This window comes from Lentibacillus salicampi, assembly GCF_004565465.1.
GTDB classification, from domain to species: domain Bacteria; phylum Bacillota; class Bacilli; order Bacillales; family Amphibacillaceae; genus Lentibacillus; species Lentibacillus salicampi.
The window spans coordinates 51,498-77,292 of the sequence record NZ_SRHY01000008.1 but is presented as its reverse complement, the minus strand read 5'-3'; the positions used below and the strand labels follow the sequence as shown (position 1 = coordinate 77,292).

At 43.1% G+C, this 25,795-nt stretch carries 24 protein-coding genes and 1 pseudogene; 19 read left to right on the top strand and 6 right to left on the bottom strand.

The genetic code is table 11. The annotated features are described in order from the left end of the window. Nucleotides 1-183: 183 nt before the first annotated feature. Nucleotides 184-771, bottom strand: coding sequence for a DeoR family transcriptional regulator (locus E4U82_RS08145; RefSeq protein ID WP_209300547.1), 588 nt, complete (start codon nt 769-771; stop codon nt 184-186). A 192-nt stretch (nt 772-963) separates the two neighbouring features. Between E4U82_RS08145 and E4U82_RS08140 the strand changes: the two genes are divergently transcribed. From E4U82_RS08140 to E4U82_RS08130, 3 genes are all read left to right on the top strand, one after another. After that, nucleotides 964-1,773, top strand: a complete 810-nt coding sequence (locus E4U82_RS08140; protein ID WP_167751361.1) for a cytochrome c oxidase assembly protein — start codon at nt 964-966, stop codon at nt 1,771-1,773. Nucleotides 1,774-1,862: 89 nt separating this feature from the next. Then, on the top strand, nt 1,863-2,084 hold the full coding sequence (locus E4U82_RS08135) for a cation transporter (protein ID WP_135109701.1): 222 nt from the start codon (nt 1,863-1,865) through the stop codon (nt 2,082-2,084). An 18-nt stretch (nt 2,085-2,102) separates the two neighbouring features. Beyond that, nucleotides 2,103-2,339, top strand: a complete 237-nt coding sequence (locus E4U82_RS08130; protein ID WP_135109700.1) for an MDR/zinc-dependent alcohol dehydrogenase-like family protein — start codon at nt 2,103-2,105, stop codon at nt 2,337-2,339. A 77-nt stretch (nt 2,340-2,416) separates the two neighbouring features. Here E4U82_RS08130 and E4U82_RS08125 read toward each other — a convergent pair whose 3' ends face one another. Continuing rightward, a complete protein-coding gene (locus tag E4U82_RS08125; RefSeq protein ID WP_135109699.1) occupies nt 2,417-2,809 on the bottom strand; it encodes a YuzC family spore coat inner layer protein in 393 nt (130 codons plus the stop codon). A gap of 632 nt (nt 2,810-3,441) precedes the next feature. Between E4U82_RS08125 and E4U82_RS08120 the strand changes: the two are divergent. The 12 genes and pseudogenes from E4U82_RS08120 to E4U82_RS08065 all read left to right on the top strand — a co-directional run. After that, nucleotides 3,442-3,690: pseudogene (locus tag E4U82_RS08120) on the top strand (SDR family oxidoreductase); the annotation flags it as partial. A gap of 175 nt (nt 3,691-3,865) precedes the next feature. Next, a complete protein-coding gene (locus E4U82_RS08115) occupies nt 3,866-4,693 on the top strand; it encodes a C40 family peptidase (RefSeq protein WP_135109697.1) in 828 nt (275 codons plus the stop codon). A gap of 284 nt (nt 4,694-4,977) precedes the next feature. After that, nucleotides 4,978-6,378 carry an ABC transporter substrate-binding protein gene (locus tag E4U82_RS08110; protein WP_135109696.1) on the top strand — a complete coding sequence of 467 codons (1,401 nt, stop codon included), beginning with the start codon at nt 4,978-4,980 and terminating at the stop codon, nt 6,376-6,378. Nucleotides 6,379-6,506: 128 nt separating this feature from the next. Then, entirely contained in the window at nt 6,507-7,409 is a 903-nt protein-coding gene (locus E4U82_RS08105) for a carbohydrate ABC transporter permease (protein WP_167751360.1), read from the top strand. After that, nucleotides 7,406-8,221, top strand: coding sequence for a carbohydrate ABC transporter permease (locus E4U82_RS08100; protein WP_135109694.1), 816 nt, complete (start codon nt 7,406-7,408; stop codon nt 8,219-8,221). Before E4U82_RS08105 ends, E4U82_RS08100 begins: the two co-directional genes overlap by 4 nt. A gap of 394 nt (nt 8,222-8,615) precedes the next feature. Next, nucleotides 8,616-9,617: a zinc-dependent alcohol dehydrogenase family protein gene (locus E4U82_RS08095; RefSeq protein ID WP_135109693.1), complete on the top strand. Its 1,002-nt coding sequence runs from the start codon at nt 8,616-8,618 to the stop codon at nt 9,615-9,617. A gap of 74 nt (nt 9,618-9,691) precedes the next feature. After that, on the top strand, nt 9,692-11,182 hold the full coding sequence (xylB, locus tag E4U82_RS08090; RefSeq protein WP_135109692.1) for a xylulokinase: 1,491 nt from the start codon (nt 9,692-9,694) through the stop codon (nt 11,180-11,182). A gap of 57 nt (nt 11,183-11,239) precedes the next feature. After that, nucleotides 11,240-13,378, top strand: coding sequence for a BglG family transcription antiterminator (locus tag E4U82_RS08085; protein WP_167751359.1), 2,139 nt, complete (start codon nt 11,240-11,242; stop codon nt 13,376-13,378). Nucleotides 13,379-13,383: 5 nt separating this feature from the next. Next, nucleotides 13,384-14,808: a PTS transporter subunit EIIC gene (locus tag E4U82_RS08080; RefSeq protein WP_135109690.1), complete on the top strand. Its 1,425-nt coding sequence runs from the start codon at nt 13,384-13,386 to the stop codon at nt 14,806-14,808. Beyond that, nucleotides 14,805-14,996: a type I restriction enzyme endonuclease domain-containing protein gene (locus E4U82_RS08075; protein ID WP_245183537.1), complete on the top strand. Its 192-nt coding sequence runs from the start codon at nt 14,805-14,807 to the stop codon at nt 14,994-14,996. The genes E4U82_RS08080 and E4U82_RS08075 overlap by 4 nt, the downstream gene beginning before the upstream one ends. 209 nt (nt 14,997-15,205) lie before the next feature. Beyond that, nucleotides 15,206-15,409, top strand: a complete 204-nt coding sequence (locus E4U82_RS08070) for a YwbE family protein (protein ID WP_135109689.1) — start codon at nt 15,206-15,208, stop codon at nt 15,407-15,409. A gap of 101 nt (nt 15,410-15,510) precedes the next feature. After that, on the top strand, nt 15,511-16,026 hold the full coding sequence (locus E4U82_RS08065) for a MerR family transcriptional regulator (protein WP_135109688.1): 516 nt from the start codon (nt 15,511-15,513) through the stop codon (nt 16,024-16,026). Between the two features lie 207 nt (nt 16,027-16,233). On the opposite strand, the gene E4U82_RS08060 is transcribed toward E4U82_RS08065, so the two are convergent. Next, nucleotides 16,234-17,172: a glycine betaine ABC transporter substrate-binding protein gene (locus tag E4U82_RS08060; RefSeq protein ID WP_135109687.1), complete on the bottom strand. Its 939-nt coding sequence runs from the start codon at nt 17,170-17,172 to the stop codon at nt 16,234-16,236. A gap of 418 nt (nt 17,173-17,590) precedes the next feature. Continuing rightward, nucleotides 17,591-18,451 carry an SDR family oxidoreductase gene (locus E4U82_RS08055; RefSeq protein WP_135109686.1) on the bottom strand — a complete coding sequence of 287 codons (861 nt, stop codon included), beginning with the start codon at nt 18,449-18,451 and terminating at the stop codon, nt 17,591-17,593. A 309-nt stretch (nt 18,452-18,760) separates the two neighbouring features. Here E4U82_RS08055 and E4U82_RS08050 point away from each other — a divergent pair, with 309 nt between their 5' ends. Then, nucleotides 18,761-19,177: a helix-turn-helix domain-containing protein gene (locus tag E4U82_RS08050; RefSeq protein WP_135109685.1), complete on the top strand. Its 417-nt coding sequence runs from the start codon at nt 18,761-18,763 to the stop codon at nt 19,175-19,177. Nucleotides 19,178-19,424: 247 nt separating this feature from the next. Next, the gene (locus E4U82_RS20625) at nt 19,425-19,505 is read left to right on the top strand and encodes a putative holin-like toxin (protein ID WP_425339512.1); all 81 of its coding nucleotides are present in this window, start codon (nt 19,425-19,427) and stop codon (nt 19,503-19,505) included. A 422-nt stretch (nt 19,506-19,927) separates the two neighbouring features. Here the strand turns inward: E4U82_RS20625 and E4U82_RS08045 are convergent, their stop codons facing one another. After that, nucleotides 19,928-20,488 (bottom strand): DUF3231 family protein, encoded by a 561-nt coding sequence (locus E4U82_RS08045; RefSeq protein WP_135109684.1) that lies wholly within the window; start codon nt 20,486-20,488, stop codon nt 19,928-19,930. A gap of 300 nt (nt 20,489-20,788) precedes the next feature. Here E4U82_RS08045 and E4U82_RS08040 point away from each other — a divergent pair, with 300 nt between their 5' ends. Further along, on the top strand, nt 20,789-22,366 hold the full coding sequence (locus tag E4U82_RS08040; protein WP_135109683.1) for a BCCT family transporter: 1,578 nt from the start codon (nt 20,789-20,791) through the stop codon (nt 22,364-22,366). Between the two features lie 318 nt (nt 22,367-22,684). Here E4U82_RS08040 and E4U82_RS08035 read toward each other — a convergent pair whose 3' ends face one another. Beyond that, nucleotides 22,685-24,088 (bottom strand): sodium/glutamate symporter, encoded by a 1,404-nt coding sequence (locus E4U82_RS08035; protein ID WP_135109682.1) that lies wholly within the window; start codon nt 24,086-24,088, stop codon nt 22,685-22,687. A 660-nt stretch (nt 24,089-24,748) separates the two neighbouring features. Here E4U82_RS08035 and E4U82_RS08030 point away from each other — a divergent pair. Beyond that, on the top strand, nt 24,749-25,762 hold the full coding sequence (locus tag E4U82_RS08030) for a DUF3231 family protein (RefSeq protein WP_135109681.1): 1,014 nt from the start codon (nt 24,749-24,751) through the stop codon (nt 25,760-25,762). Nucleotides 25,763-25,795: the final 33 nt, after the last annotated feature.

Sequence of the window (25,795 nt, the reverse complement as noted above, 5' to 3'; positions counted from 1 at the left end):
GGGTTGAATGTGGTTTTGCTTTGGTGAAAGCATAAACGGATCATCCTTTTATAAGTGTTCTATAGACTATATTCGACATAAAGCAAGGAAATTCCTAGCACAATTTGACTTTTTCACCGGACTTCTAAATCTTCAATAATTGTCTTCATTCCCTCAGAATCTGTACCACTGAACCTTTCTCACTCAGTGGTGTTTGCTGCTGCATTGGTCATTCCCATTCATTTTTTGGAAAATGGCCTCTTTTGCTTCACTAAAACGATAAACTTTTCCCCCGAACCCTTTAACAAATTTTTCCGCATGTTCTTCCCACTCAAATGGCAGTATTTGCGGCTGGCAGCATCCAATATCAATTGAAGTATCCAAAACATAAAAAGCTAAAGATGCACTTATCGTCGTCTGTCTGAAAAAATCAGGGCAAATTGCCTGGATGACTTTATCTCCCAGCTGACGATGACGGAGAAGCCCACAATGTGCACAACATGCCATTTCAATTTGGTTGTTCGGCAGAATGAGCCGATAAGTTAATCGTTCATTTATTGTCCGACTGCAAAAAACACACGCTTCAACAGTAGAAGGGTTTCTGTTACCTCCATGAGCTAATGTAACACCCCCAAATGTTTTTATGGCTGTTCCGTCATCAATTAATGGCTTCAAATCACGGTGAATGGTCATTTCGGAAACATCAAGTTTCTTGCTTAATTCGGATATTTTCATGCTGTGGTTTTCATTTAATAATTCTTTAACTTTCTGTTGCCGTTCAATGGGCAGCACCGGATCACCTCTTTAATATTTATGATTATTTATAACAAATTAAAACAACCTTTAACATTATATTATCGATAGACGGGCAGTTTATCAACGATAATAATGTGAAATCGGTGTGAATTTTTTGTGAATGTTAATCATACAAATAAGAATACGAAAACACGGTCATAGAATCTTTGAATCATGAGGGGGGATCACTTGCTTTATGATGTGCTGCTTGGAGGATTACTTGAGTGGAATATCCCTTTTTTAGCGGGCTTCACGTGTACAGCTGTTTTATATGTATATCTGATTAAACGTTTCGAAAACATAAAAATTTATCATAAACAGCCACTTTTGTTCTTTCTATCTTTAGGTTTATTATACTTCATCATAGGCAGCCCTTTATCAACCATTACGCATCTTTCATTCAGTTTACACATGATGCAAATGAGCATTCTTTATTTTATGATTCCGCCTCTATTATTGCTGGGGATGCCCTATCGTTTGTATCAACAAGCATGGAAGATTCCCATATTAAAACGATTTAGTAAATTTATTTTACCTCCGAAAATATCATTGTTTATTTTTTCCTTGTTATTTTTGCTGTACCATTCACCAGTCATTTTAAATAACGTCGTACAAAATACCTTTTTTCATAATGGCTATTTATTGCTGCTGTTTATATTAGCTTTTTCGATGTGGTGGCCCATTACATCGCCTGATCCGAAACAGAGATTTGGCAGGAGGCGCATGAAACGTTACGCTTTTTTGAGCGGGGTTGTATTAATGCCAGCCTGTCTGTTATTCATCGTGAATGCATTTATCGGCGGAATGAACAATCCTTTTGCCAGCCAATTCACTGCCCAACTTTGTGCTCCCTCTCAAGCCAGTTCTGTCAATTTATTGCTTCCCGCCCCTTTTAATACGACATATGATCAGGTTGCAGCCGGAACGTTAATGCTGGGTGTTCATAAATTTGGCATCATGCTATCGTTTCGTCTCGGGAACAAAGTGAAAGAAAGATGAGACTGGCCCGGGAAGTATTTGTGTGTTCTAAACCGGTTCAGTTTTAAATAAAATGAATTAAAAGGCATGGAGGTGGTGATAAACATACAATGAATGAAACAAACTATTTGGCTATTAAAGGTATGCACTGTTCCAACTGCCCAACCAAAATTGAAAAGGCAGTTACGGAAATGGCTGGGGTAAAGGAAGTAAATGTAAACTTATCAGCTGAAAATGGGCGGGTAACATTTAATCGGAAATTGGTAGGAATCTCGGAAATTATTGATAAAATTGATAAAGTCGGATTTGAAGCGAAAAAAGTTTCCGAATAACAAACATAACAGATAATGTTGACACTGTTCAGTAAGCAGGTGGTAGCCAGTACCGGAAAAACCAATGAAGCGGCGGACTATTTAAAACGATTAGAAGTTAAAGACGTTATCGGCCGTGAAGAGATTGTTAATACGGAGCAAAAGCCGGTTCGCCGCAATAAGTGGGCAGGTGTTGTCGATCCTGTAGGCGGTAAAACACTGCAATACATCTTGAGCACATTAAAATATGACGGGTCTGTTGCGACTGTGGCTTAACCAGCGGTACAGAGGTGTCAACTCCGTGCTTCCAATTCAAAGAGCAGGATACGACTAATCATCCTGCTCTTTGAAATTTACATTCCCCATTTAAGGGTAATTTTTAAGGTACAGCAATTAGCACCCTGACTGACAGCAGGTGACTGAAGTTCAAAAATAACGCCTGATGGTGTATAGGTGGTTTGGGTCGGTACATACAAGCCGTCAATTGAATCAATCAGCCGGTTTACTTCAGATTGGTTCCCCTGCTGGGCGGCCTGCATGAGCTGTACGGCGTATTGGGTGTCATTCAATCTGTCCAGTAAAATTTCACCTTGATGGATTAAAATCTGAAATTCATTGAGTGATTGAGAGAGCATCTCCGTATCCACAGGAGGATATTGGCGTGATGGCAGAAACCGGTTATTAAATATATTTGTATGATATTGATTCTGATGATATGCAGGATGATCATATGGGGGGTAGTACATCACAAGCACCCTTTCCTTTTGATTGTAACGATTACATATCATCGTACGCCTAAGGGCCTGACCTTGGTTACAGAAGATTTTTTAAATAAAAAGCACAGGAAGAAATCAGCGATCCTGTGCTTTAAATTTTGTTGGATTAATCCCCGATATAAAATATCCGCGTCTCCCTTGTGATTTTACCGCTTTTTGCTGCTTCAAAAGTTACTACACGGAAATGCTCCTGCAATTCTTCATTAACTTCTCCCAGGGCATTAGAACAGTCCGAACGTATCGTTTATATTGTCTAACTGCTGGAACAAACGGATCCATTAAACTAAAAAATCCCCTCCGCACATGTCAGAATACTTTATCGTTTTGGAATGATGCTTGTTATAGTAAAATAAAGGGTCAACACCAAAATCTATGGTTGACAAACTAGCCTGGATTATAGTGTCCGCTGCGGAAAAACACTTGGTGCTCGTCGTGTGGTATTCTGAGCCGGTCCATCGCACCTTTTGTTAATAGAGTTACCTCCATTAATATCTCTTGATTTGGTTGTCAGCAGACTGGGTTTCATCATTTTACAAATCCAAGTAAAATCCTGCAGGAAATGAATAAGGTGTGTGTTCGTGACGGGTCTGTTGGCGCGATGATTTCAATATGCTGAAAAAGGCATCCGCTGCAATGCCATAGCCCCTGGCGATGTTAACACGAATATTGGTACGACCATGGCAGAGCCCAATGAATTTGGCGCAAAGAGAGCTATGTCCGGCTCGGATAATAATCCGCGCTCAGGCGACCCCGAAGAAGTGGCGAAAATAGCGTTGTTCCTGGCCTCTTATGATTCCGGATTCGTCAATGCGGATGTGATAAGAGCGGATGCAGGATGGCTGGCTTATTAATGTGATTGGTTGCATTACCGGGACTACTGATTAGCTGGGACTTTTTTTACTCACCAGATTACAATTCGTCATATCCCGAAACCACATTGTTATTAATTTTAACCTCCTTATAATCTGATAATCTGTTTTATTTGGTAAAATAGAAAAGAAATCAGACATCTAAGGAGGATACATAATGGTGGAGCATCATCATAATGTGAAGAAGTATGCAGTTTCCACGGCATTATTAACGTCACTTGCATTCACACCGGTTCTTTCCGGAAGTGTTTTAGCTCACGGCGGTCCGGATGCAGGTACCAGTCAGAATAAAGCATCGGTAAACGTTCAAGTTGATAAACAGAAACAGGCTGGCCCGAATGTTGGTTTAATTACCACAGGGGATCGTGGCGAAGAGGTCAAAGAAGTACAAGCGGCTTTAAATGATCACGGGCATGACCTGAGTACTGATGGGATTTTTGGTGCAAAAACAGGAGGGGCAGTGACAGATTTTCAGGAAAACAATGCACTTCAGGTTGATGGTATAGTGGGACCGGAAACGAAGGAAGCATTATTTTCAGCCACTAATGATTCTGACAATGTAACAATTCAGGAAGCACCCGAAACGAAAACAGATGCGGAAACAGTATCATCTGATGCCCAAAACGAGATTATTTCAATTGCGCAAAGCTTAGTTGGCACGCCATACGAATACGGAGGCGAAAGTCCTCAAACAGGGTTTGACAGCAGCGGTTTTATCAATTATGTGTTCGCCCAGGCGGGCATCGATTTAGATAGAACACACGCTGATATGTGGGCTAATAATGGTACACATGTAGACAACCCGAGTCCCGGTGATGTTGTATTTTTCGAAAACACATATCAGGATGGCCCTTCGCACAGCGGGATCTATATTGGAGATAACCAAATGATCCATGCCGGTACTGAAGAAACCGGTGTAGAAGTAACAACCATGACATACGATTATTGGCAAAGCCGTTATATCGGTGCAAAGTCTTTTGACTGAATAAACGTATTGCCTTTCTTGGATAGAAGGAATAGCTCGCGGGGCTATTCCTTTTTTGTCTGCTGTCACTTTTAAAGTTTGATCATATTACATCAAATTATTATAAATAAGTTTTTATCCTCATCACATCGCAAGAATTAATCCCTCAGATCACTTAGAATTCAAACCTTTCTAAACTTTGTCACCCGACAACTATGACAATCTTGTGACATCCCGCCCATTCACAGCCTAAACTCTTTGTTATAATTTATATAAAGCAAGTAAAAAAACAAGGGGGAGCTAATATGAAGAAAAAGTTTGGTTTATTATGGGCGGCTTTGATAACGCTTGCAATTATCGTCGTCGGATGCAGTTCCACTTCTCCAGACGAAAGTGTTGCCGGGGAGGATGAAAGTAACAATGACAATGAAGGGGAAGAGAAGGTTTTAAAAGTTGCGACTGTTAATAATCCGGATATGAAAATTATGCAGGAGCTGACGAAGGAACATTTTGAAAAAGACACAGGAATTGAAGTTGAATTTGTTGTTTTGCCGGAAAATGATCTCCGTAAAAAAGTAACGGAAGATGTCGCGTTGGGAGCGGGTGCTTTTGATATTGTGACCATCAGTACTTATGACACACCGATCTGGGCGAAGAATGAATGGATTGAGCCTATCAGCCCGCGACTGGATGACATGAGTGAAGATGAGAAAGAAGCATACGACCTGGAAGATATTTTCCCGACAATGCGGGACGCCCTGACTTATGATGATAGTCTGTACGCGCTTCCTTTTTACGGGGAAAGCACCATGCTTTATTACAATAAGGAGATTTTCGAAGAGGTCGGCCTGGAAATGCCGAAGCATCCAACATGGGAAGAAGTTGGTGATATGGCACGTACCATTAAAGAGGAAACCGGGACACCTGGAATCGTATTGCGCGGACTGCCGGGCTGGGGGGAAATGATGGCACCGGTGACGACGATGATCAACGCTTTTGGCGGATCGTATTATGATGAAGATTGGAATGCGATGCTCGACAGCGAGGAAACCAAAAATGCTGTGAATTTCTATGTTGATTTGTTACATGATGCTGGTCAGCCGGGAGCTACGAGTACCGGATATACCGAAGCATTGACAATTATGTCTACCGGCAAAGCCGCGATGTGGTACGACGCAACGGTTGCTGCCGGAACGTTGAATAATCCGGATGATTCTTCTGTAGCCGGAAAGATTGGTTATGCTTTTGCGCCTACACAGGTGAAAGAAGAAAACACTGGTGGACTGTATGCCTGGTCGCTGGCAATTGAATCAGCGAGCAAAAACAAAGATGCCGCATTCGAATTCATTAAATGGTCGACAAGTCAGGAATATGTAGAACTTGTGGGCGAGGAAAAAGGGTGGGGTCTCGCGCCGTCTGGAACGCGAATTTCAACCTATGAAAATCCGAAATACAAAGAGGCAGCCCCTTTTGCCGATATGGTTCTGGAAAGCATTCAAAGTGTCGATTATGATAATCCTGCTGTCGATCCTGTTCCATATGTCGGTGCGCAGTATGTTGCTATTCCGGAGTTCCAGTCACTGGGAACAGAGGTCAGTCAACAGATTGCGGCGGCCATTTCCGGTGATAAATCGGTAGATGAAGCTCTGAAACAAGCCCAAAAGCTGGCAGAAGATGCTGCCAAAGAGGGCGGGTATAAAGAATAGCCGATTGTAAGATAGTCATTCATTATAAGAGTTTCAGAGAGAGGATGGAAGAAGATGCATGTCTTCTTCTGTTCCTTTCATGATCATTGTTCGTTTCAAGCAGATTCCATTACGAGGGGGGGATGAGTATGCAAGCAACAGAAAATAAGAAAAGAACTTCCAACCAGCCTCCTGTTAAAAGGCTCATATGGCCGAGTGCGATTTACCTGATTATCATGACGCAGATTCCTTTTTTGATCACGATTTATTACAGTTTTCAGGATTGGAATTTAATGCGGCCGGACCAGGGTGTTGTATTTACCGGGCTGGCAAATTTTAAAAATATCCTGACATCGTCTTCCTTTTATCAGGTGTTCGGGAACACAGTTTTGCTTACGACGGCTGTTCTCGTCATATGCTTCCTGTTAGGATTTGCATTCGCTCTACTGATGAACCGGAACTTCTTTGGAAAAGGGATTGTAAGAACGATATTCATTACACCTTTTTTTGTTATGCCGACCGTATCAGCCATTGTATGGAAAACATTGATGTACAATCCCAATTTCGGTATGTCGTCTTATTTTGCGCATGTATTTGGAAAGGCGCCGATTGACTGGTTGTCCGCGCATCCGCTTTTATCGATCATACTAATTGTATCGTGGATGTGGACCCCGTTTTTCATGCTGATTTTATTGGCAGGTTTGCAGTCATTGCCGGCTGAATTGATCGAGGCGGCACAATTGGATGGGGCAAATAAAATGGGTCAGTTTATCCATGTAACGATCCCGCATTTATTCAGATATATTGAGGTCGTGTTATTACTGGGGCTGATGTTCATTCTGCAGGTGTTTGGCGAGATATACGTCACAACCGCGGGTGGCCCGGGTTATGCTTCTACCAATCTATCATTTTTGGTTTACCGCATCGGGTTCCAGAACTGGGATATAGGAGAGGCTTCGGCAGTAGGTGTGCTGACGGTTATATTAACGATCATTATGATGTTGTTTATGTTTAGATTATTACGTCGTATGTTCAGGGAGGAACAGTCATGAAAAAAATTACATCGGGCGGACTGACGCTGCTTACATATGTGATTGCCATTTTGTTCTTTTTCCCGATTCTGTGGATTTTTATCACGGGATTTAAAACGGAAAGTGAAGCTATCAATATTCCGCCTTCCTTATTTTTTAAGCCGTCACTGGAGAATTTTCAAATCGTCTGGGAAGCGGGGATAGGCGGGTTCTTCGCCAACTCCGTGTTTGTCACGCTTGCGTCTACCGTTATTGCGCTTTTGCTCGGGGTTCCAGCAGCATATGCCCTGGCACTATTGAAGGTAAAGCATAAGGACGATATTTTATTCTGGATTATCTCCACCAGGTTTCTGCCTATTGCAGGGATTATTATTCCATTATATCTGTTGTTTAAGAATGTCAATCTATTGGATTCCCTGCTTGCCTTGATATTGCTTTATGCCGGTATGAATATTCCTTTGATTATCTGGATGATGCGGTCATTTTTTAATGATGTATCGTTCGAGATTATCGAAGCGACACAGGTTGACGGTGCATCCGGGCTGCAGGCATTCTTTCAGGTGGTTTTGCTGCTTGTCAGACCAGGACTGGTATCGACGGCGTTATTATCGATGGTGTTTGCCTGGAATGAATTCTTTTTCGCGGTTAGTCTGAGTTACACCAACGCTGCGACATTGCCGGTATATATGGCGTCCTACATGACACAGGAAGGGTTATTCTGGGCAAAAATGTCAGCAGCCGCGTCCATCTCGATTTTACCGGTCATCATTTTGGGCTGGTTTACACAAAGACAATTGGTCAGAGGCCTGACAATGGGCGCCGTCAAAGGATAAATCAACTTAAGAGTCTTGGATAAAAGTGTTTTATTACAGGAAATCCGTATTTAAATGGCGCATATAATTCGCTGCGGAAATATACTACGCTCTCCACGGGCGGCTGGTGAGCTCGGGCCAAGAGGACGTTGGTCACAAAGGCGTTGCGACAGGACGTCGCAATTTTAGCCTTTGAACCATTCTGACGCGCTCCGGGGTCTCACCTATGCCTATCCTCCCGTAGGAGTCTCCGTATATTTCCTCCGCTTAGATAGCGTATTGTATGTTTTCAAGATTAATTATTTTACTTTTGTCCAATTCTTCCAGCATAAAAATTGAGTTGGCGAAAATTGGATTCAGGTAAGACTGCTCATCTTCAAAAAATTTTAAATTTTAATGAAAGGAAGGATCTATTATGAAAGCTTTAGTCGTTGAGAAACCATATACAGCATCCGTCAAAGAGGTACCATACCCGAAGCCAGGTGCTGATGAGGTAACCATTAAGGTAGAAAATATAGGTATATGCGGAACAGATATTCATATTTTTCAGGGAGAATTCCTCTCGCCCTATCCGATCATTCCGGGACATGAATTTTCCGGTACCATATATGAAGTCGGTGAAAATGTACAGGATTTTGAAATCGGGGAAAGGGTCACAGCTGATCCATCGCTTTTTTGCGGGCATTGTGAATTTTGCCTGACCAATCGCGGCAATCAATGTGAAAACTGGGGAGCCATAGGCAATACAGTGGATGGCAGCATGGCGGAATATGTGAAAGTCCCGAGTGGAAACGTTGTAACCATCCCTGATGCCATGTCATTTGGCGAAGCTGCCTTTATTGAGCCAATGGCATGTGTCGTCCATGGCATGAACCGGCTCAATCTGCAGGTCGGCAACAAGGTGATTTTATTTGGTGCCGGTGCGATGGGACAGCAGCTGATTCAATCCATAAAAATGGCCGGGGCATCGGAACTTGTTGTCGTTGATCTCTCACAGGATAAGCTTGATATGGCTTTTGAATGGGGCGCAACCAAAGGCGTCTTAAGTGAGAATATCCAAAGCGAATTGCGTGATTACTCGAATGGATTTGACGTTGTCATTGATGCGACCGGTATTCCAAAAGTGATTGAACAAGCATTTCAATACATGGGAAAAACGGCGACATATCTGCAGTTTGGCGTCACCCCCAAAGAAGCCACTGTTCCGCTGGATACATTCAAATTGTACAATGATGACTGGACAATACTTGGCACAATGGCCATTAATCACACCTTCCTGCCGGCATTTGAGTGGGTGAAGAACGGCCGGATTGACCTTAAGCATATCATCTCAAAAGAAATATCGCTTGAAGAGACGATTGATTTTCTCAAGGGACCAAGAAATCCGGATGACTTAAAAGTACAAATCAAACTGTAAAGCAAATTATAAACACATCTAAGGGAAAAGTCGTCATTTCGGCTTTTCCTCTTTGTGGATAAAGGAGTTATTACATGGCCAGGGAATTGTTAATGGGGATCGATATCGGCACACAGGGAGCGAAAGTGCTGGTAGTGGATCCAAATGGACATACAGTTGCAACGGGAAGCTATTCCTATGATTTTGATGTTCCAAAAGCCGGCTGGGCGGAGCAAGATCCCAAGCTATGGTGGCAGGGTGTCAGGGAATCACTAAGCCAGATTTGGGATAAAGGCATCAAAGCCGGTCAGATAAGGGGAATCGGCGTTTCCGGACAGATGCACAGTCTGGTTTTACTCGATGAAAATAAGGAAGAACTGGGAAATGCCATTTTATGGAACGATGTCAGAACGCAGAACGAATGTACGGAAATAGAACAAGCTGCAGGAAAAAGCAGGGTAATGGCGATCACACGAAATGCCGTGCTTCCGGGGTTTACGGGACCAAAACTGCTGTGGATCAGAAAGCATGAGCCACAGCGGTTTGTGCGCATTCGTCATGTGATGCTGCCAAAGGATTATATCGTTTTTAAATTAAGCGGCATTTTTTCCTGTGATGTCTCAGACGCAAGCGGTACAGCCTTGTTTGATACGGAAAAACGTACATGGTCAAGAGAAATGATGGCGGCACTTGATCTGCCATTCTCCTGGCTGCCGGAAGTCCATGAAAGTCAGACGATTGTGGGTAACGTGTCACAAGTTGCGGCTCATCTCACAGGGTTAATGGCTGGAACTAACATTGTGGCAGGCGCCGGTGATAATGCCGCAGCAGCACTCGGTAATGGCATCTATGATGAAGGTTCAGGTTTTGTCAGTGTGGGAACATCGGGCACTGTTTTTGCGCCGGTGAATCAGCTTCCGTCTGTCAGCGATGATGAAATGCTGGCGACCTTACATCAGTTTTGTCACTGTTTGCCGGATACCTGGCATGTGATGGGGGTGACATTGTCGGCAGGGATGTCGTTAAACTGGTTTAAAAACACCTTTTCTGATGAATTGTATGATGCGTTTCTTGCAGGAATAGATGGTATCCCGGCCGGAGCGGAAGGACTGTTCTATCTTCCTTATCTGAATGGCGAGCGCTCACCGCATAATGATCCTGATGCCAAAGGGGTTTTCTTCGGCATCCAATACCAGCACACCCGTGACCATTTCACAAGGGCACTTCTGGAAGGTGTATCGTACAGCCTGAAAGATTGTTATGAACTGATCAAGCGCTGCAATGTATCCATTCATGATTTGTATGTAACCGGCGGTGCAAGTAAAAGTCCCGCATGGCGGCAGATTTTGACCGATGTATTAGGGCGCGGGCTGACCTTTTTTGATGGGAGGGAAGGTCCGGCATTTGGTGCGTCTTTATTAGCGGGGCTTGGTACGGGTGTCTGGAATAGTGCAAAGGATTTTCCGGCGTTTTTTGATACCGTTAATGAGACCGCCGTGATTCCTGAAAACGCCAAAAGATATGGCAATGATTATCACACCTATCAAAAGTTATATAATCACGTCAAACCGCTATTTCACACCTGAAAAAATGGTATGATGAACAGAAAGGCAGTTCCATTTGAGACAGAAAGGATGGCAGGTATGGAACAGTCGCTATTTTTGAATTCACGGCAAAAAGAAGTATTAAGGGCGCTCATGAATGATCAAAAACCGATCTCTTATAAATCGCTTTCCGAATACTTCAAGCTGAGTGTCCGGACGCTTCAAAGGGAGGTCAAATCGCTTACGCCTATTTTAAACCGCTATCATGTTAAAATTTCTAAAAAAATGGGGTCAGGCCTCCAGCTGCAGGGATCAGACGACAATATCCGGAAGCTGAAGGTCCATCTGCAGGATGCCAAAGTCATGACCACATACTCTCCGGAAGAGCGTCAGGAAGGGATTGCGTACGACCTGTTATTGTCAAACGCCCCCTTGAAAACCGATTATTTCAGTGTCAAGTTTGGTGTTTCCGCAGCAACCATTGCCTATGATCTGGATAAGATCAGGGCAGGTTTTGAGGAATGTGGCATTACACTCGAGCGTGCACCGGGCATCGGCATTTTTATTGATGGTACAGAGCAACAGCGCAGGACGCTGCTGTCACGGTTACTTCATAAGGATATCACGTTTGAAGATTGGCTGGCGTTTTTCCAGAAACCTGCTTCGGATAAAATTTTGTACGGAAAATTGGGCTCGATCATTCGTAATCGATTGCTGAAATTTGTGCAAACCGATAAAATCAGCGATGTGGATCGCGTATTGAATGAGGTATTGGATAAGCAGTCGGACATTGTTCTGACCGACCGGAATTATGTCAATCTGATCATCCATATCGTCTTGTCAATGGAAAGGATTCAGAGCGGAAAGATAATCGAACAAACCAACCTGAGTGAGTGGCAGCCTATGGATTCCGATACGCTTTTACTTGCTGAAAAAATTGTGAATCATCTGGAACAGTTATTTTCGGTGACATTCCCCGAAATCGAAACAAAGTACATTTCACTGCATTTGGCGGGTGCAAAGGTGTCTGCGGAAACGACAGAAGCGGATGACGGCGGCGAAGAATTTAAGTGGATCGAGTTGACGCAAAGCTTTATTCGATCCATCGAGCATGATCTTAATACATCTTTTGAAGGGGATAAGCTGTTGTTCGACGGGTTGGTCTCCCACTTCGTACCGGTCCTTAACCGGCTGAAATACCAATTACAAATACACAACCCGATGCTGGCTAAGATAAAGGAAAATTATCCGGATGTTTATGCGGCCTGCGAAAATGCCTGTGCACTGCTGACAGAAAAAACTGGCTATCCAATACCCGAAGATGAAATCGGTTACTTGACCATGCATGTTGGCGCCTCGGTGCTAAGGATTGAAAGTTATGCGAATGAGACATACAAGGCAGTGGTGGTTTGTGCAAGTGGGCTTGGCACATCGATGTATCTGTCCACGAAAATTCGTTCCGAAATTCCAAATTTGAAAGTGACAGCGGTCATTTCCGTCAATGAACTGACTGAGTGGCTGCAAAATGACCATGATGCAGATATTATTATTTCGACGGTAAATCTGCCGGTTAAAAGTGACATCGATGTTGAAATTGTGAGTCCCATTCTTAACACGGATGATGTAAGCAGAATCAGGAATTCATTGGTCAGTACCATTCATACGGAGGAAAAACATCCGGCAGTAAGTGAGACGAATAGTGATGCAGAAGAATCCAATTCCCTGCTGTCTCTTGCAGCATCCGGTGAATGCATGATGCACATATTGAGAGGCTTTCGTGTGCATGAACATGTGACAGTCGCCTCCGATCGGATATCCAGTCTTCTCGTTCATTTGGAAGATACTGAAGCTGTTTCCGATTTGAACAGACTTATCGCGGATATAAAGGAAAGGGAACAGCAGGGCGGGTTTATATTGGATGAGCTGGCCATGCTTCATACCAAATCAAAAGGGGTGACCGCTCCACTCGCGACCGTATTTCGTACGGAAGAGCCTGTTCCATGGTACAATGACAGCGGGGACAAACAAAACGTGACGGTTATCATACTATTGGTCGTTCCGGCAGAAGCTCCCGAAGAATATATGAAAATGATCAGTGAAATTCCGGCATCGTTCATTGATGAAGCCTTTTTAAACGGCATTATAAGCGGGGAAGTGCATGAAGTGAAGCGTTTGCTGGAAGAGGTGTTGACGGGATCGTTTAAACAGCGAATCACTTCCGTATCAAAGGGGCTGTGAGCAAAATGAGGAGATTTGCCCAACTTTTGAGTGCGATGGTCTATCAAAATATCATCATCATTATTGCTGTTGGTGTGATTCGTGTGATTTTCGGTGATTACGGATGGTGGTACAATGAAACGATCATACAAATCGTAAACCCGGTATACCATACGATTTTACCTGTCCTGATCGGCTTTACCGGCGGAAAATTAATCGGCGGGCAAAAAGGCGGCGCTACAGCTGCCATAGCTATATTTGGCTTGACGCTATCCAGTACCGTACCGGCCATACTTGGCGCCATGATTATCGGGCCGATTTCGGGCTGGATCATTAAGAAAATTGATCAGCACATTATAAAACGATTGCCGGGAGCCGGGTATGAACTCCTGATCGGGAACATCATCATTGCTTTGATCGCATTTTTATTCACATTGATTTGTTATTTGTACATAGGAAAGATATTTTCAGCAGGAACAGACATCATATTGCAATGGCTGGGATCCATCGCAAGTTCCAGCTTGCTGCCGCTTGTCGCTATCTTTGTTGAGCCGGCTAAGGTATTGTTCTTTAATAATGTTGTGAATTTTGGAATCCTGGCTCCTTTGGGCATACACCAGGTCAACGAATTGGGCAAATCAATATTTTTCTTAATCGAATCAAACCCGGGTCCGGGCCTGGGAATCCTCCTTGCCTATTGGCTGAAAACAAAAGGGGAACAACGAAAGGGAGCGAAACTGGCTACGTTTGTTCATTTTTTCGGCGGGATACATGAAGTGTATTTCCCATATGTCCTTAAGAAGCCAAGGCTCATTATTGCTGTCATGATAGGCGGAATGGTCGGTGTTTATTGTTTCCAGCAATTTCAAGTTGGTCTTGTTGCGATTTCTTCCCCTGGAAGCGCTTTGCTGTTGACCGCATTATCCCCAAGAGCAGATATGCTGTTAATTCTATTGAGCATCCTTTTGTCAGGTGCCGCATCCTTTTTGATAAGTATCGTTTTATTGAATCGTGTAGCAGAAACGCCAACAGTCAATGATACGAAAGAAACAATCAATACATTTTACAGATTAACGGAAAGTGGCAGGCTGCCCAGGGTGAATGAGCGTAATACCGCTCATTTCGCGGAAAATGTACAAAACGAAATTGAACTGGATACAAAGATGCTGAAGGGAGGTACCATTCGTTCGATTTATTTTGTATGTGAAGCAGGAATTGGCTCCAGTGCGATGGGAGGAGCAATGCTGCGCAAAAAATTGCAGCAGGCAAATTTGCCGATTACAGTCGAGAATGCATCGATTAACGATATCCCGGAAGATGCCGATCTGATCGTCTGTCATGAACGTCTTCTGCCTACAATCGAGCATCATGTACCAAACAAAATCTATTATCCTCTCAAATCGTTTACGGATATGAAGGTTTATGATCAGTTGGTTCAGGAGCTTAGGTGATATTTCTGGATGAAGATGACAATGTGAAGGAACTGACGCACATTATTACGGAAATCATTCAAGACAACACCGTCATCGACTGGACATTCAAGGATGATGTAAAGCGTGAAATGGGCAAGCGGATCAAACGGCAACTCCGTGCAAGCAACTCCCGTCGAAGCAGGCAGAAAGTCTCGCACGGCAGCTGATGGAATTGGCAGAGGTGCATTATAAGCATAAAGCATATTGATAATAAGAGCATGGCATCATGTGAAGGTGTTATGCTCTTTTCATAATAGGCAAGTACTGTCACAGTTCTGTTATGACGGTGTGAAGTTATGAAAAATTATGCTACGCTAGGTTTTAAGAAAGAAGGAATCTTGATATCTGTAAAGCTAACAAAGGAGTTAAATTCAATATGAGCGGAACTAGAAGAGACAATATAAAGCTTGGAGAAAAAGTGCGCGTTGTTCAAAAAAAGGACCAGCGCTCCGGAGAATTGACGGAAGGCATCGTGTCAAAAATACTGACGAATGCTGCTACACATCCGCATGGCATCAAGGTCATGCTGGACGATGGCAATGTAGGCAGGGTGAAAGAGATAGTGCAGGAACGACAGTAGTTCATCACGCACTTTTTCTACATTCATTACATATTTGTTCCAAATTCATTTTTTACCATGGTTATGAAAGGGATAAATGGTAAAAGGGAGACGATGAAACATTGGAATTTTTAAGCAAAGAAAGCTTAAGCCACATTATTGGGGTTCAAAAAAATACCCTGGAACAATGGATTGAAGATTTTGATGTTTATATCCCGAAAACAAAATTGAACAAAGTTACTTACTATCGATCGGATGGAATTGAAGTGTTGAAGTTCATTAAAGAATGCAGCGATCAAGATTACGAGAGACAGCAAATTAGAGAAATGTTGGCAACGAGTACCTTTCCTGTGAGGTTGGATAATATGAAAGGCATAACTCAGCAGTCTCACGATGAAAGCTATAAAGAAAATGTGGTTACGATGATGCAGACGATTGGTAAAGTTGTCAGCAATGTTGAGCATCAGCAACAACTGGTTGAAATTATTAAAGAAAAGCAACAAAACCAAAACAAGCTACTCAGGGATATAAAGAAACAGACAGATGAAATCAGTCACTTGAAACAAGAGGTGAATACGTTAAAGCAGCAGCTTGCCTCTGTAATAAACTATGGTTTGAAACGAAAAGCTAGACAGTAAAAGCAACGTAACGAGCGAAACACGGTGCATAACATTTAATCTTAGGTGTTATGCGCCAGTTTTTATTGTTTTAGCCCGAAAAGCAGGAGTTGTTCGATCCTTTGCCCTATATTTGCATCATATAAGGATATGACTACAATTTCTCCAAAACCATGAAAAAACCAACCCTCCTGTATTCTTCAGGAAGATTGGCTCCTGTATGAAATATTACTCAAACCCTTCCAACCATTCATCTTTCAGGTCAGGATTGTTATCAATAAATTTCTGTGCGGCTTCTTCTTCACCCATTCCATCTTTAATATCAACCATCATCTTTTGGGTATTTTCTTTTGTGATTGAAAATTGTTCAAGGAATTTGTATGCTGCTGGCGATTGGTCTTTAAAATCTTTTCCGGCGACGGAGAATACGTCATCCGGTTCGCCAAATGTTCCTTTCGGGTCTTCTAGAATTTTTAAGTCAAATTCATTGAATGTCCAGTGTGGTGTCCACAACGTGACAACAATCGGTTCTTTTTGGTCGATTGCATCTGATAACGCTGCGGACATAGCTGCACCGGAGCTTTCAAGCAGTTCCCAATCTTCATTCAAACCGTATCCGGGCATGACTTCATTATTCATCATTTTCATTTCACCTGCACCGGGACTGATGCCAGTGATGGTCCATTCCAGTTTTTCTCCGACATTACTCGTATTATTGGCCAAGTCTTCAATCGAATTAATATCTTCCATATATGCTGGAACGGCTAAGCCTAGTTCTACTTTTTCGGTAACGGTGTTTATTTTTTCAAGGTCATCTTTATATTCATCCCAGTAACTTCCATGTGTTGTAGGAAGCCATGCACCGACAATTGCATCTGTTGAGCCATTACTCAGGCCGGTATATTCAACACCGACGTCAGTTTGATTTACTTCGACGTCGTAACCAATCTCTTCCAGTAATAGTTTTGCGACATATGTGTTTGATGTGTTGGACACATAATTATCGACTCCTAAGGTAATGCTTTTTTCCCCGATTTCGTTGCCATTGGATTCATTGGCATTGTCACTTTTACTTTCATTTTCCTGGTTGCCATCACCGCATGCTGCTAATGTCATACCCACCAGGAAAATAATAAAGATGCCTAAAAAACGATATGTTTTCCACATATATAACTTAACCACTCCTTTTTTAAAGTCAATCAATACAATTATAAAAAAGACGTTTGGAAAACCCAAATGCTGTTTTGTCCTATATTTGCGTGAATATAGGTGTTAGTCTGCTTTATCAGTATTCAGAATGCTTGTTTCTTTAAATATGTACATATTACTGACATATGAAACGGTTTATACAGTCGAATGAAGTTGGAATACGCGCACTTATAAGTACCTATACTTGGAAGTGGGCAAGGAAAATAGTAACGACCATATTTTAGTTCAGGCATTGTGCTCCATGCCTTTGGTGGGATTTTAGGTTAATGACAGCACTTTGGGTGATGAATGGAGAGGATAGAAGCGGTCCCGGCAGTGTGTGACTTTTGTTCTCGATTATGTCTCTGTAGTTAAAAGAAGACCGAAAAACTTCCTTCTATTTACGAGGACTGACTTTTTTCAAAATCACCCGCTCCAGCCACTTCCATGGCAGCACATTTTTCAGCCGTGTTATCGTTTTCACGCTCTTACCGACGGGGGAACGAAGATCAGGGTGGTCATCTTGAGCCATCTTGACAATCAAACGCGCCACTTCTTTAGGGTCACCGGCTGTTTCAGCGATGTGGCTGACGATTCTCATTAACGTGTCACCTTCCTCTTTATAAGGGGAATCGCCATCAATATTAAAATGGTCCATGCCTTTTGACCAAATGTCCGTCTGATAGGAACCCGGTTCGATCAAAACGACGTGAACGCCATATGGCAGCATCTCCAGCCTTAGTGCCTCACTGAAACCTTCAACCGCATACTTAGAGGCAGAATATGGCGCAAGGCCTGGCAGCGCGACACGACCACTGATGCTGGAAAGGTTCAAGATGGTACCTCTTCGTCGCTCACGCATATATGGTAAGACTGCCTTTGTCACAGCAATCAAACCAAAAACATTTGTTTCAAACTGCCGGCGCCAATCCTCAAGCGGTAATTCTTCCGTAAACCCGCCCGCTGCATAGCCAGCGTTGTTGATCAGCACATCGATAGCCCCATACTGCTTAATAATGTCTGGAATCAAAGTATTAATATCATCCTGATGGGTGACATTCAGCCCGACGCATGCAATATTCGCTTCAACACCTTTTTCCCGTGCTTTTTCGATCAGGTTGTCTTTCTTGGATAACTCCCGCATCGAAGCCAGTACATAAAACCCAGCCTCAGCGAGTGCCAGGCTTGTCAAAAGGCCAAGGCCGCCAGACGCACCGGTTATCAAAGCAACCGGGCTGTGTTGCTCGGAAATAGTCATTGTCGGTCACCTCTCTCACGTTCATTTTAGCAATCACGTGAGGAGCAATCAACTGAAACAAGATGGCTGTCATTCCGATCGATGAGGCCTTGTTCCAAGATTGAGGGTATTTTCATGAATGCAATCGAATATACCATTAACAGGATTATTTTCTCGTGTCACTATAATAAGCGCTTCTTATCCTTTGCTGCCTTTATCGAATGTTTCGTGAATTGTTTCAATGACATCTTCTTTATCGTTGTGATGTAGCATTTTCATCATCCTTTATTTGTTTGCCAATAGCCTGTCCAACCCTGAGGTGATTTATTCATGAAGGAACTGACCATCCGGCTTAAGGATGAAACGTATGATCAACTGAAAGAACTGACTGAACTTGAAAATTTGATTAACCGCCATCGGGATATAAATCGGGGTGATAATTATCGGATGGAGGACTTTGTGGTGGGGTCTGTCATCGATAAGCTGGAACAAATCAGTCATTTCAAACAGATCAATCCTTTTATTGAAAATACGCACTATCCGGTCATTCAAAACCGCTTTAAAGAAATTGCAACACAGAAGGGGATGTATATCAAGGATATCGCCGCGCAGCTGGGGATGAAGGCGCCCAATATCAGCAAAATTTTTAACAACGCCTCACAGCCTAGACTGGAACTTTTTATTAAAATTTGGATTGTACTAGGGTGCCCGCCTCTACATCAATGTTTGTATCTGGAAGAAGATTAAGTATTCACTTGGTCTTCTTTTTCACGTTTAAAAAAGTCGGCGGAAACTGGATTTCCCATTTCGAAAATTCCTGAAAAAGGGTCATAGGACAAGCCGTGTCACACATATCCTTACTCATAACAAAATGAATGGCAGCATATCAAAAACATTATGGATTTGTTTTAAGGGCTGAATGCTAAGGGTTATCTGGTAACTGATCTGCAGCTGAAGAAAAGATCCTGACTCAAAAGGGAAGGAAGGACGCCACATGACTGTATTTGAATCGCTTGTTCTGATGATTACGTTTGGTTCATTGGTGGCTGCAATTGCGTCAAATCAGAAAAAATAAGTCTCCATTCAAACATTACGGATGATGATGCAAATCGCAGCTAAAACGTCAATAATTCGGCCATAACCAGCTGACTGCTGGAAACGGTTGGGAAAGTGGTACAATCAGCGCCAAAAATACGTTACATCATTCGATGAGTTTATGAAGGCGATTTTAAAACTCGTAACATTTGAGAAGTAGATGGGGCAAAAGGTTATGCACGTACCTGCCCCTCTATCTCCGGTCCTGAGAGGTGCTGAATCGGACGTTCCGGCGACTCTCTAAGGTAGTTTTGACCATAAGAAGGCTTCTCGGAGTTTTGGGAAATCGACTCCGATAAAGTAGATTTATATTAATTAACCAGGGGCATGACAGAGAGTGAGGTATCGCGCCCTTATGTAGAAGGGGAGAGGGTTGGGACAATGTTACCTGACCCTCTGTCCCTATTTTTTTGGATGTGGCGTGCCTTGGGGCTGGAAATAGGGTGGTTTGATGAGCCAACCTTTCTTATTCATTAATTCTTTGGCTTTGTACCCCATAGCTAATTTTTCGGTCTGGAATTTGATGAACATAAGACCGATATCGGTACGAAGGCACTGACTTGCAGCGGCTGCACACATATCTGCTGCTGCCACAAAGTTAATATTAATCGTGTTTGCCAGTTCGAAGTCTGTGAATCTTGCACCCACTGGTATGGCACTTGGATCAGAATTCGGCTTGCTCTCCGGGGAAGTTGGCAGGGACACGCCCTCTTCCCGCATCAATTCTGTTAACTGCTTTTTGTGGGAAGTCGCTATTTTTAATCCCTCCTGATAGAGCTCTTTTACTCCGGGGTCTGTTGTTGTATAAAGGCCTATTTCTTCATAAGTCATAATATTGTTCACAAACGCAAGGTATGTCCAGCAAGACATGGCTTCACCCACGTGTAACGGGTCTTTTTTGTTGTCTGTCAGCGTTTGAAAAACATTCGATGCTGATTCAAAAAGCTGGGTAAAATTAGGCATCTTATATCCTCCATTAAGATATGTTTCTTGTAGATATTTTGGATTACTTTCCTGAAAATATACAAAGTGGTTTGGGTTTCTGGCAGTTTAAGGGTAAGAATGGAATTACCAGGGAATCAATACAGGCATGAGGGCTTTTTAATTTTTAAAGCTCCCTTTAAAGCTACCTAAGTTTATAAATGTGATCATGCGGTAATAAGTCCAATATATTTATTTTAAAAGGGGTGGGTTCATTATCCCAATTAAGGACAAGGTCAAGGAACCCGCCCTTGTCCCGAATTTGTGATTGGAGGTTTCTTGATGAAAGGGAACGGAAATAAGGGGTTGAGCGGCAGGCTGATTGATCATCGCATCTTTGCCCCATCTTTAATTATTATGATTCTCATCTGTGTTCCGTTTGCATTATATGAGGATAAATCACTGGAACTGTTGAACAGCATTTTCAACCAGATTGTCAGTATGTTCACGTGGGGCTATATTTGGTACGCCATCATTCTGGTTATTGCCGGTCTGTATTTATCGTTTTCCAAATACGGTGATGTTGTGCTGGGTGATCCGACAGAGAAACCGCGCTTTAATTTATTTGAGTATGCTTCTATCCTAATTGCGATGGGGCTGGGCTCAACGATTATGCGAACAGGCATGACGGAATGGGCAAATGTGGCGATTGATCCGCCGTTCGGTGCTGAGGCAGGGTCGGCTGACGCATTGCTGTGGGGTAATGCCTACAGTATGTTCATGTGGAGTGTTCAAGTATTTGCCATCTTTGTCATGGCTGCACCTGCCATGGGCTATATCCTGCACGTTCGGAAAAAGCCATTTATGCGCATATCTGAAGCGTGCCGTGATATTTTTGGTGATCAGTTCGTTGACGGCATTGGCGGAAAAATACTGGATATTATTTTTCTGGTTAGTATTCTCTCAGGTGCTGCGGTTACATTGGGACTGGGGGCACCGATTGTTACCTACAACCTGGCTGAACTGTTTAATATTGAACAGTCCTTTATGTTAACGCTGATTGTAACGATTGCTTGGGTATTTTTATTTTCGATAAGTGCCTATTTGGGCATTGAAAAGGGAATTAAGCGGCTTAGTACGCTGAATATGTATCTGGCGGGAGCATTTGCCCTGTTAGTGATGGTTATAGGTCCTGGTATTTTTATTTTGAACTTTTTCACTGACAGTGTTGGTCATTTGCTGGCCAATTATATTGATATGTCGATTCACACGGATTCAACAAATATGGAGGGGGCGACTTATATCGTCAGCAATACCGTCTTCTGGTTTGCTTATAGTGCGACATGGGCCATGCTTCATAGTGTGTTCGCTGCAAAGATTTCGAAAGGCCGCACGATCAAAGAAATGATTCTGACATATCTGTTTGCGCCGACGATGCTTTCCTGGGTGGCAACAGGTGTCCTTGGCGGTCTTGGTGCACACCAGTATCTGACCGGTGAAACCCCCGTGCTGGAAATTGCTAAGGACGATGCCATGGCAGCTATACCGGCCATTTTAAGTTCATTACCGTTATCGAATATTGTGCTGGTACTCTTTATCATTATTGCGACGATCTTTTTGACAACAACATTGGATTCAACAACATACACAATCGCATCTTATACAGGTACTAAAAACATGAGTAAGGCTGAGCCATCAAGAACGTTAAGAATACTTGTTGCCGTCATCATAACGGTATTGGCACTGCTGCTAATGCGAATTGGAGGTCTGGCACCGCTGGAAGTGCTATCAGGACTCATGGGGATACCCATCATATTCATCCAGATATTCACCATTTATGCTGCTAAGAAGATGATGGATAACGACAAGGCCTGGATCCACAATGTAAGGAATAAGAAAAAATCACAACAGAATTATTAAGATGGAAGCATGGCCCTCTCATGAAAGGGGGTAACATGCTTCTTTTTATGAGCCATCGGAGGTATCCGTTTTAATTTGCTGACAGGGTTCGAATACAGAAATCGGCAGACAGGGCCGTCTCATGACCAAAACGATGCTCAAAAGCGGGAGAAATGATCGAGAGAGGACGTCTCACGATGAAAACGACATCCAAAAGTCCCGGAAATGATCGAGAGCCCCTTGCTGCGGCCAAAAGTCTCCCAAACAACGCAAAAAACTGCCCCATTTACGTTTGGGACAGCTTTTGTTTCGAACTTCAAAAATGCTCATACGGCACCGTCATTCTTTCATTCGTCCGAAATAAAGCAAGCCGGTCAGTAAACCGATTGTCAGCATCACGGCTGAAAAAATGAGGAACGGTATCGGGCCAAATTGGAAGACGAGTGGTGCGGATAGTGCTGTGACGAGACCACCGCCGAGAAATGGCTCGAAAATGAGTTGTTTGTACCCAAAACCTTCATACGCAGGTGATTTCATTTCCGGGTCGGCAACACGCATTAACAATAATCCAGTCGCTGTGATCCCTGTTGATTGGCCAAAATCACCAACAGCCCTTTCGAACCAATACGTCGGTAAGATTCGCGGCCCAAGAACAAGCAGGCCGAAGACATTCCAGATAATACCGGCAAGGGCAAGCAAAAGGAATGGAACAAGATATTCGCCAATAACATCAAGCGAAACGGTTCCAATGGCTGATAAAATCAGGACATCGAGAGAAAAGCCTTGTATCCGCATGATCATTTGCCGGTCCAGAATATGCGCTTTATCAATCTTAGTGAAAACCAGCTGGACAAGAATCCCCCCGATCATGGCCAATGGGAAAAGCGGTACATAAGTCATGAAATCGGAACCGATCAGTGCTCCCTCGAGCCACGTAATGCTCTGCAGCAATAAATAGCCAACTAGAATGGCAAGTCCGGTTATACCAAAGTGCAGCGAAAGCGGTTCGATTGATTCGGGGCGGACTGTCATTTGTGCTGCTGCATCCCGATTTTCAAATTCGACAATTCCAGCTTTTTTTAATGGAGACGTTTCTTTAATATCTTTGATCACTTGTGTTTTGTTTCGCCTTATCGCCCAATTAATGGCGATAATCCCGATGATCACGCCTGATAGGATACCGACAGTAGCTAATCCGATAGTCAGATCATAAGCTTCCGTAAATCCAAGTTCTTCAAATGTGCCCTGCATGCCTGCAGCTGTCCCATGTCCGCCTTCAAAGCTCATTTCAATCAGAGCCCCAACAAATGGCGGCATGTCATAAAACGGCACCAGCACCAACATAGCCAGCAACAACCCAATAACATATTGCCCCCAACCGAGTGACCAGCCGAATGCCAGCTGCGGACCACCGATATGCCACACTTTTTTCAAATTCGGAAGCACGGTCCCCAGAAATAATGTGGCAAAGACAACATTGATCATTAATCCTGCCAACGGGCTCCATACATCCATGACTTCCGGCGATAGGAGCCCGGTCGCCCAGAATGAACCTTCACCTGTGACCGGTTCCAATAGACGTCCAAGTACTTGCGGTCCTAGTATTAGAGCAAGAAATCCGCCGATGACAGAAGAAGGGAGGAATAAATTCTGCATCCATTTCACACGTATTCGGATCCACTTGCCGATTAAGAGAAATAATCCCAGATATAATAATGCAAACCCTATTTGATCGGGTGTCATGTTGTGTCTCTCCTTCCATTTTAGTGAAAAATAGTAATAATATGTTCCCGAACATGAACGGTAATAAACAGTCATTCATCAATCGAAGGAAGGGTAAAGGCCTTTCAAACGTGTATCTGCAGGAAGAGTTTCGTCACTTTCCCGGAACAATAGCCGATAACAGAAAACAAATAACGCCCAATGCGATTAGAATAATATGTGTATCAGGGGGAAATATATTCGAATAACCGGTCATGGCAAGAACCAGTCCGACAAAAAATGCGATGGCAGCGATGATTAGAAGCCGTTTTTTGTAAACATTCCCTGGTCCTCCTTGATTCTTTATATGGAAGCATTCAACGTTAACGCGAGCAGCACTGATCGGACCTTGATAAACGTTTAAGCGATAACGGATCACCAGATCTGTTAGTTTTTCACCACTGACATTCTTGGGGCAAAGTGAGTGAAGGCATTTGAACCACAGACGTTTTCTTTAAACCCGCAGACTTATCATAGCATTTTAGAGTTAAAAATGAAAAGTCGTTTGTAAGTCTTGTATGTGTCAATCTTTTCTCGACTAGATCGGCTCGTTTATATAAGAGGCCATTTTTATCTGAAACATACATACAAATCCTGCCTTTGGTGAAAATAGGTGCAACGAATCGTTTGGAGGTGCCGGAAGTGAATTTGGAGAACAACCAATCACTGACATCAGCAGAAATCACACAGCTTTGGGTAATTTATATGCAGGACAGTGCGGTGACCTGTCAACTCCAATATTTTTCAGCCATAACGAATGATGAGGATATTACACAGCTTGTACAGCATGGTTTGAATTTGGCTCAATCCCATATCACCAAAATAACGGAAATTTTCAATCAGGAGCAGTACCCGATTCCATATGGATTTAACACAGACGAGGATGTGAATATCAGTGCACCGCGGCTGTATTCGGATTCGTTTAGTCTGTATTATTTGCAGCAAGGTGCAATTATTTCAATGCAAGCGCACAGTGTCAGCCTGGGTTTAGCCGGCAGAGAGGATGTTTACCATTTCTTTTCGGAATGTCTGATGGAACAAATTACCTTTCTTAAAATGATTAATGATGTTTTACAGTCGAAAGGTCTTTATACCACATATCCAACACTTCCGAAACCGGAAAAATATGATTTTGTAAAGAACCAAAGCTTTCTGACCGGGTATTTTGGCGAACGAAGACCATTAGCAGGGACAGAAATCAATAACTTATTTGGCAACTACTTCCGTAATGCACTGGGATCGGCCGCGTTAATCGGATTCAGTCAGGTGGCCAAAAATACAGATGTCCGCAAGTATCTGGTAAGGGGAAAAGAAATCGCGCAAAAACATTGTGAGATCTTTGGTTCGATGTTGCATGAGGATGACATCCCTGCTCCGGCAAAAATGGAAGATTTAGTGACGGATTCAACTACCTATACATTTTCCGATAAGTTAATGATGTTCTACAGCACCGAATTAATTGCGTTGGGCGTCGGTTTTTATGGAACAAGCATGGCCATGAGCCCAAGAAGGGATATCGGTGTGACATATAACAGATTGCTGAATGAAATATTGAAATATGCTGAAGATGGGGCCAACATCCTGATCAAGCATGGCTGGATGGAAGAACCGCCGCGGGCACTTGATCGTGATGAATTGGCGAAGAAGAAAGGATGAGGTGATGCTGCCGGATACAATTCTTCCAGTATA